The sequence below is a fragment of the Microcystis sp. M53603_WE2 genome (genome assembly GCF_030065435.1).
The window spans coordinates 1-5,460 of sequence record NZ_JASJFF010000213.1; the positions used below are offsets into that span (position 1 = coordinate 1).

Annotated in this window: 8 protein-coding genes; all 8 read left to right on the forward strand. The window is 35.1% G+C overall.

Annotation, left to right across the window (positions count from 1 at the left end):
• Positions 1 to 473: 473 nt before the first annotated feature.
• Complete coding sequence (locus PX481_RS04640) at positions 474 to 680, forward strand: type II toxin-antitoxin system HicB family antitoxin (protein WP_039900529.1); 207 nt, start codon at positions 474 to 476, stop codon at positions 678 to 680.
• A complete protein-coding gene (locus PX481_RS04645; RefSeq protein ID WP_002759169.1) occupies positions 673 to 885 on the forward strand; it encodes a type II toxin-antitoxin system HicA family toxin in 213 nt (70 codons plus the stop codon). Before PX481_RS04640 ends, PX481_RS04645 begins: the two co-directional genes overlap by 8 nt.
• A gap of 118 nt (positions 886 to 1,003) precedes the next feature.
• Positions 1,004 to 1,162, forward strand: a complete 159-nt coding sequence (locus PX481_RS04650; RefSeq protein ID WP_288027896.1) for a hypothetical protein — start codon at positions 1,004 to 1,006, stop codon at positions 1,160 to 1,162.
• Between the two features lie 299 nt (positions 1,163 to 1,461).
• Positions 1,462 to 1,743, forward strand: a complete 282-nt coding sequence (locus PX481_RS04655) for a type II toxin-antitoxin system RelE/ParE family toxin (RefSeq protein ID WP_002740810.1) — start codon at positions 1,462 to 1,464, stop codon at positions 1,741 to 1,743.
• A gap of 9 nt (positions 1,744 to 1,752) precedes the next feature.
• The gene (locus PX481_RS04660) at positions 1,753 to 2,067 is read left to right on the forward strand and encodes a HigA family addiction module antitoxin (protein WP_036399402.1); all 315 of its coding nucleotides are present in this window, start codon (positions 1,753 to 1,755) and stop codon (positions 2,065 to 2,067) included.
• A gap of 168 nt (positions 2,068 to 2,235) precedes the next feature.
• Positions 2,236 to 2,376, forward strand: a complete 141-nt coding sequence (locus PX481_RS04665) for a hypothetical protein (protein WP_288027899.1) — start codon at positions 2,236 to 2,238, stop codon at positions 2,374 to 2,376.
• A gap of 317 nt (positions 2,377 to 2,693) precedes the next feature.
• On the forward strand, positions 2,694 to 3,992 hold the full coding sequence (locus PX481_RS04670) for an AAA family ATPase (RefSeq protein ID WP_288093802.1): 1,299 nt from the start codon (positions 2,694 to 2,696) through the stop codon (positions 3,990 to 3,992).
• 125 nt (positions 3,993 to 4,117) lie between these two features.
• The coding region (locus tag PX481_RS04675; protein WP_288093804.1) for a tetratricopeptide repeat protein at positions 4,118 to 5,460 on the forward strand (1,343 nt) is incomplete at its 3' end.

Genomic DNA, 5,460 nt, shown 5'->3' on the forward strand with positions numbered 1-5,460 from the left:
AATTACTGGTGCAAGTTGGCAATCTTGTAATGTACCGCAAGTCCTTCGTCATCGCTGTGCTTATCTAAATGGTTGCCTTTTTTAACTTTTTTATTGATCTCATTAAGCATTTCTACTTATTGCAAAGGTGAGATGCTCCCCAACGCGCCCAAGCTTATGTTAATTTAATTGAACAGTTGCTCACTTCTGCTGATGATGAGGAACTCAATAAGATTCTGCAAGCTAATCAGGAATTGATTGATCCCGAATTTTTGCAGGTGATGGAAAACTATGCAACAGGGTTAGAACAACAAGGAAATAATAATCCTGTTGCTTGGTTACGGAACATAGCGCAACAGTTGGGGCAGTTTCTCAACCCTCAAGCGAGAAGTATAGAGGAATATCAGGGGTTTTTATTAGAAGTATTACAAGCAGAAGCAGAGATTAATGATGGCCGTGCTATAATAACTGACAACGATTATTATTATAAAAATATGCAGTATAAAGTCAGTCTTAAGAAAACAGAAGAAGGATATGCTGTTTGGTGTCCCGGTTTACCCGGCTGTGCTTCTCAAGGTACAACAAAAGAAGAAGCTCTCAATAATATTCAAGATGCTATTGTGTCTTATTTAGAAGTTGCCGAGGAATTGAATCAAGGTGTAGAATCTTGTTATGTGGAAGTTGAATTAAATCATGCCTAGTCTTCCCGGAATTAATCATCAACGAGCCATTAAAGCCTTTGAAAAAGCAGGATTTAGGATTGTTCGACAGGGTAAACATATTACAATGACTGATGGAGAGCATATCTTAACAATTCCCAGAGCTAATCCAATTAATGCTTATACAATGGGAACAATTATTAAAGGTGCCGGAATGTCTATTGAAGAATTTAAAAAACTTTTGTGAAAGCATCGGATTAAGGTTATGGACGAAAAACGCACCCAAGCTTATCTAAATATCATCGAGTCGTTCTCTCGAAAAAATCACAGTCCATCACATAATCAGATCAATCACAGTACAGACAATGAATGAACAACACGCCCAAGCTTATGTTAATTTAATTGAACAGTTGCTCATTTGTGCTGATGATGAGGAACGAACTAATATTCTGCAAGCTAATATGGAATTGATTGACCCTCAATTTTTGCAGGTGATGGAAAACTATGCAACAGGGTTAGAATAATAAGGATACAATAATAACCATGCAGATTGATTTAACACAAAACTTTGGGCAATATCTCAATCCTCAAGCGAGAAATATAGAAGAATATGAGGTGTTTTTAACTGTTGGGGACATTGACAATAGGCTAAGGTGTTGTTAGTATATCCAACATGAAGGCTACCGCGCTCATTTGTCGTCGCGTCATCTTGGCCCCAGACGCATTCGCAGAAGTCCCTGTCTGGCCTGTTCCCCAACCAGTTCTGCCATCGGATCATCCTTACGTCATATACTTAAAAGTAGGATAAGAAATTGTTTAGAGAGTGATCCAAAACTTTAAAGATAAAGAAGCTCAAAAAGTTTTTGAACGTAAACATTCGCGTAAATTGCCATTAGATATCCAACAAGTGGCATTGCGAAAATTGCGGATGCTTAATCGTGCGGAAACCCTGCAAGATCTTCGTGTCCCACCAGCAAATCGATTGGAACGTCTGGTTGGTGACAGGGAAGGTCAATATAGCATTCGGGTTAACGATCAATGGCGAATTTGCTTTGTCTGGCAAAACGGTGATGCTCTAGACGTAGAAATCGTTGATTATCATTGAGGTAAAATAATGAATGAAGATAAACTAATGCCAATTCATCCCGGTGAGGTTCTTTTAGAGGAATTTATCAAGCCAATGAACCTTAGTCAGAATCAAATAGCTCTGGCTCTTGGAGTTCCTGAACAATGTATTAACGAAATCGTTCACGGAAAGCAGCCTATCACAGCGGATATAGCTCTTCGGTTAGCTCGTTATTTTGATATGTCACCGCGATTTTGGCTGGGATTACAAATGGATTACGATCTGGACGTTGTTGAAGATGAAATAGGAGATCAATTGGACAAAGAAGTTGCTGTAATGACAGTTATTTGTGCAGAAAAGTAATTTGTTTGATATGTTCTAAGGCAGAAACTTGGAATATATCAAACAAATTTGGCAGCGACCCCCCTTGACAATCACGAATATTTATTGTATCACGTTAAATCATAAGGTTGGTCTCTCTCAAAAAAAATCACAGTCCATCACATAATCACATCAATCACAGTACAGACAATGAATGAACAACGCACCCAAGCTTATGTTAATTTAATAGAACAGTTGCTCGCTTGTACTGATGATGAGGAACTCAATAATATTCTGCAAGCAAATCAGGAATTGATTGATCCCCAATTCTTGCAGGTGATGGAAAACTAAGCAACATTGTTAGAACAACGAGGAAATAATAATCCTGCGGCTTGGTTACGGAATATAGCGCAACAGTTGGGGCAGTTTCTCACCCTTCGACTGGTCAATACTGGATTTAGGGCAAACGCATCTAAATTCTAGATTCCTTATCTAATAAGACTTTCAGCGTTTCAGAAAAAATCAACCATGATCTCGAAAACCCTTATCCAGCCTACCTTTCAAAAATAAGATGCGTTCCCCCTGATACTGGATTTAGGGAGATTGTATTTTTTGAAAAGCTATAATATAATTAATTATGATTATTCAGATAATATTGTTCAATGACTATGACCAAAACTAATCTTGCCAAAAATCTCAAAGAAGCTTACCGAGTTTGTAATCTTGATCCTCTAAGGGGTGAAGCTATGAAACGATATTATGTTGATTTATCAAAAGTTCGCAATACCAAAGCTATAGGTCAAGTTGATACAATTCTTGAATTTCAAGAACCTGAAAAATTTACAACAATTTTATTTACAGGTCATCGTGGCTGTGGAAAAAGCACAGAATTAAGGCGAATTCAGGAAAGATGGCAAGAAAAATATTTTATTATTTATTTAGAAGCTGATCGGGAAATTGACATTGAAGATGCGCGTTATATAGACTTATATTTAGTATTAATTAAGCAAATTGAATATGAACTCAGACAACGAGGAATTAAGTTTGATGATGAACTTCTGGGTAATTTTGAAGCTTGGTTTAAAGATATCACAGAAGAAACAGAGGAAACCGTTGAGAAGTCTGTGAGTATGTCGGGAACTTTAGATGTTAGTTCCTCTCCCTTTCCTATTCCTTTTGTAGCTAAATTATTAGTGAAATTATTAGCACAAATTAAAGGGTCTGATAAACGTAAAAAAACAATTCGTCAAACCTTGGAACAAGATATTTCTCGCTTACAAGCTGATGTAAATTTTTTACTAGATGATGGGTTTAGAAAATTACAGCAAAAATTTCCTCAATATCAAGGATTTTTAGTAATATTCGACAATTTAGATCGAGTAACACCAGAAGTAGGCGATCATTTATTTTTCGATTATGCAGCACAGTTACAAGCCTTGGGATGCAATATTATTTATACTGTGCCAATTTCTACAATCTATTCAGCTAAAAAAGTCAATAATTTTTTCGAGAACTCTAATATTGTCCCGATGATCAATATCTACAATTTACAAAGAAATAAGCCCGATTTAGACTATCAAGAAGAAGCCTTAAAAGCTGTTGCTAAATTAATTGAAGTTAGGGTTAATGTTCAGGATATTTTTGCTAATTACGATGATTTATTAAGTTTAGCTAAAGCTAGTGGCGGTCATGTTAGACAACTAATGCAAATGATGAGAACTGCTATTACTTCAGCAAATGCAAAAGGCGGCTCTAAAATTGATAGTGAAGACGTACAAACTGCCATTAAACAAGTACAATTTGATTTTGAAAGAGTCATTCCTGATGAGCATTATACTCATTTAGTAAATGTCTATTTAAACAAGGAAATTAATAACAATCAAATTGGACAACTTATGTTATTTAATACTTCTGCCTTAGAATATAGCGGTTCTCGCATCTGTGCGGCACACTTAAACCTTTGCTGATTAAGCTGTTCAGGATCGGGAATGTACCTCTTGTGAATCAGAAACGCTATATAATGGTAATGATAGATGGAACTATATCAATCCAGTTGTTGAATCTATTCAAGCTTTTAAAAAGGTATTAAAAAATGTTAGAAACTAAATCTTTCTCTATTTCTAATCATCGTTTATTTTTAGTAAAAAATCAGCAGAGATTAGCTGAGTTACTAACTTTTATTGATTTTGCCGAAGGATTAACTATTGGCTTTATTGAAGTTAACCGCAATGAGGAAGCTAACTGGATAGTTGAGAGTTTAATGAATAATTCTCAATGTCAAAATATACAATTTATTGTTTTAAATATAGATGATTCTCAGGTGCGTTTTTTATTAGATGAAATTTTAAACTATTTATCTAAAAATCCCCCTTTAGAAGATAAAAAGCAAGTGTTAATTATCAAAGGATTAGAAAATTCTATCGGATTTAAGGATTATCCCCCTATTTTACAAAATCTCAATTTTGTTAGAGACGCTTTTACTTATGATGTTCCTTATCCCATATTATTTTGTTTACAAAACGATACTATTACTAGATTTGCTAGATTTGCCCCTGATTTTTGGGCTTGGAAATCAGGTATTTTTAAGTTTGAATCTCTACCAGAAGAAAAAAATATTGATCGTCAATTTGTGAATTTTGCTCGGGTTCTTGAACGAGATGGAGTATCAGAAACTCAAGCAAGAATTGATCTATTAACTAGATTATTTGCAGAGTATTCAGCAGAAAAAAATATATCTATGATGATAACAACTTTACAGCAATTAGGGGTTGCTTATTACCGTAGAGGAGAGTTACAAAAAGCGGAAGAATCTTTGCTAGAAGCTTGGAATTTAAGTAATCAAATAACATCATTAGAACCGACAAAAGTAGCCACTCTTGAGACCTTGGGTTATGTATATAAGAAATTAAAGAAATATGAGGAAGCAGAAACAATTTATCAACAGGTTTTGAATGTTTATTCTGAGCAAAATTTTTCTCAAAAATGGGCTAAAATTCAAAATAGTTTAGGTAATGTTTATCTTGACAAGAATCAAGGCAGTAAAGCTGATAATTTAGAAAGGGCGATCTCTTGTTTTAATTCTGCTTTAGAAGTATATACCCGTGAGAGCTTTCCTTCTGAATGGGCAATGACACAAAATAATCTGGGGGTTGCTTATAGTAATCGCATCAGAGGGGAAAGAGCGGATAATTTAGAGTTAGCTATTGTTGCTTATAACCAGTCATTAGAAGTATATACTCGTGATAGCTTTCCTTCTGAATGGGCAATGACACAAAATAATCTGGGCAATGCTTATAGTGATCGTATCAGAGGGGAAAAGGCAGAAAATTTAGAGTTAGCTATTGTTGCTTATAACCAGTCATTAGAAGTATATACTCGTGATAGCTTTCCTTCTGAATGGGCAATGACACAAAATAATCTGGGCAATGCTTATAG

Excerpts from the sequence above, each read along its gene's own strand:
- PX481_RS04645 (WP_002759169.1), top strand. The coding sequence starts at position 673 with ATGCCTAGTCTTCCCGGAATTAATCATCAACGAGCCATTAAAGCCTTT.
- PX481_RS04670 (WP_288093802.1), top strand. The coding sequence starts at position 2,694 with ATGACCAAAACTAATCTTGCCAAAAATCTCAAAGAAGCTTACCGAGTT.
- PX481_RS04650 (WP_288027896.1), top strand. The coding sequence starts at position 1,004 with ATGAATGAACAACACGCCCAAGCTTATGTTAATTTAATTGAACAGTTG.
- PX481_RS04640 (WP_039900529.1), top strand. The coding sequence starts at position 474 with ATGCAGTATAAAGTCAGTCTTAAGAAAACAGAAGAAGGATATGCTGTT.
- PX481_RS04660 (WP_036399402.1), top strand. The coding sequence starts at position 1,753 with ATGAATGAAGATAAACTAATGCCAATTCATCCCGGTGAGGTTCTTTTA.
- PX481_RS04665 (WP_288027899.1), top strand. The coding sequence starts at position 2,236 with ATGAATGAACAACGCACCCAAGCTTATGTTAATTTAATAGAACAGTTG.